At 61.3% G+C, this 2,220-nt stretch carries 1 protein-coding gene and 1 pseudogene; both read right to left on the bottom strand.

What is annotated here, in order from left to right; all coding sequences use genetic code 11:
- A pseudogene (gene psaB / locus NW856_RS14155) lies at window positions 1-902 on the bottom strand (photosystem I chlorophyll a apoprotein A2); the annotation flags it as partial.
- 21 nt (window positions 903-923) lie between these two features.
- On the bottom strand, window positions 924-2,220 hold a 1,297-nt coding region (psaA, locus tag NW856_RS14150; RefSeq protein ID WP_414400758.1), incomplete at its 5' end, for a photosystem I core protein PsaA.

Below are 2,220 nucleotides of genomic sequence, written 5' to 3'. Positions count from 1 at the left end.
TGGCCAATGCCCCAGTTGGTGCGGTACATGTGGCCAGCCACGATGAAGATCACCGCGATGGCCAGGTGGTGGTGGGCCATGTCCGTCAGCCACAGAGACTGCGTGTTGGGGTTAAAGCCACCCAAGAAGGTGAGGATGGCCGTGCCCGCCCCTTCTGCGGTGCCCCAGACGTGGTTGGCCGTGTCCGGGTTCTGGGCATACACCCCCCAGTTGAGGGTGAAGAAGGGCTTCAGGCCCGCCGGGTGGGGCAGCGTGGTAAGGAAGTTGTCCCAGCCTACGTGCTGCCCGCGGGACTCGGGGATGGCGACGTGTACCAGGTGACCAGTCCAAGCCAGGGAACTGACCCCAAACAAGCCGGCCAGGTGGTGGTTGAGACGGGCTTCAGCGTTCTTGAACCAGCTCAGGCTAGGCCGGAAGCGGGGCTGCAGGTGCAGCCAGCCGGCAAACAGAAACACTGCCGCCAACAACAACAGGCCAATGGCACCGGCGTAGAGATCGCCGTTGGTGCGCAGGCCAATGGTGTTGAACCAGTAGTACAAGCCAGAGTAGGCCGCGTTGACGGGGCCGCCGCCCCCCGGTTGGGTAAAGGCTTCCACCGCTGCCTTGCCAAAGTGGGGATCCCAGATGGCGTGGGCGATGGGGGTGACACCCGTGGGGTTGGCTACCCATTGCTCATAGTTGCCTTGCCAGGCGATGTGGAAGACGTTGCCGGAGGCCCACAGGAAGATGATTGCCAGATGGCCAAAGTGGGTGGCGAACAGCTTTTGGTAAAGCCGCTCCTCCGTCATGCCATCGTGGGTCTCGAAGTCGTGGGCGGTGGCAATGCCATACCACAGCCGACGCGTGGTGGGATCGCTGGCCAGGTCTTGGCTGAATTGGGGAAAACGAGTTGCAGTTGTCATGATTCTCTCTTCCTCCTTGCCTTAGCCGAGTGCGCCGAACCGTGCCAGGAAGAACGCCCAGGTGGTGACGATCCCTCCCAACAGGTAGTGGGCCACACCGACCGCCCGACCCTGAATGATGCTCAGAGCGCGGGGTTGAATGGCCGGAGCGACTTTTAGCTTGTTGTGGGCCCAAACGATGGACTCAATCAGCTCCTGCCAGTAGCCGCGACCGCTGAACAGGAACATCAGGCTGAAGGCCCAGACAAAGTGAGCGCCCAAGAAGAGCAGCCCATAAGCCGACAGAGCCGAGCCGTAGGAGTTGATCACCTGCACCGATTGCGCCCACAGGAAGTCCCGCAACCAGCCGTTGATGTTAATGGCGCTGGTGGCAAAGTTGCCGCCGGTGATGTGCTCAATCGTGCCATCGGCGTTGACGGTGCCCCAGATGTCGCTCTGCATCTTCCAGCTGAAGTGGAAGATCACGATGGAGATGCAGTTGTACATCCAGAACAGCCCCAGGAACACGTGATCCCAGCCGGAGACCTGGCAGGTGCCGCCGCGGCCCGGGCCATCGCAGGGGAAGCGGAAGCCCAATTTGCCTTTGTCCGGGATCAACCGGGAAGAGCGGGCAAACAACACCCCCTTGAGCAGGATCAGCACCGTAATGTGGATGGTCATGGCGTGGATGTGGTGCACCATGAAGTCCGCCGTGCCCAGCACCATGGGCATCATGGACACCTTGCCACCCACAGCCACCACGTCGCCACCAAAGATGGGGCTAACCGAGGCGCCCACATAGGGAGCGGTGCTGGCAATGGCCGAAGTGTGCAGCGACTGGATCCACTGGGCAAAGATGGGCTGCAGTTGGATGCCGGTGTCCGAGAACATGTCCTGCGGACGGCCCAGGGCTTGCATCGTGTCGTTGTGGACGTAGAAGCCAAAGGCGTGGAAGCCCAAGAACAGACACACCCAGTTGAGGTGGCTGATGATGGCGTCGCGGTGGCGCAGTACGCGATCCAACACGTTGTTGCGGTTCACCGCCGGGTCGTAGTCCCGCACCATGTAAATGGCCCCGTGGGCAGCACCCCCCACCACGAAGAAGCCGCCTATCCACATGTGGTGGGTAAACAGGGAGATCTGGGTGGCGTAGTCGATGCCCATGTAGGGGTAGGGGTTCATGGCGTACATGTGCTGGGCCACGATGATGCTCAGGGATCCCACCATGGCCAAGTTGATGGCCAGTTGGGCATGCCAAGAGGTGGTGAGCACTTCGTACAGACCCTTGTGGCCTTCGCCGGTGAAGGGGCCTTTGTGGGCTTCCAGGATCTCTTTAATG

The organism is Synechococcus sp. R3-13 (genome assembly GCF_047462195.1).
Lineage (GTDB): Bacteria > Cyanobacteriota > Cyanobacteriia > Thermostichales > Thermostichaceae > Thermostichus.
The sequence above is the reverse complement of the archived record's forward strand: the minus strand, read 5'-3'. Positions and strand labels throughout refer to the sequence as shown.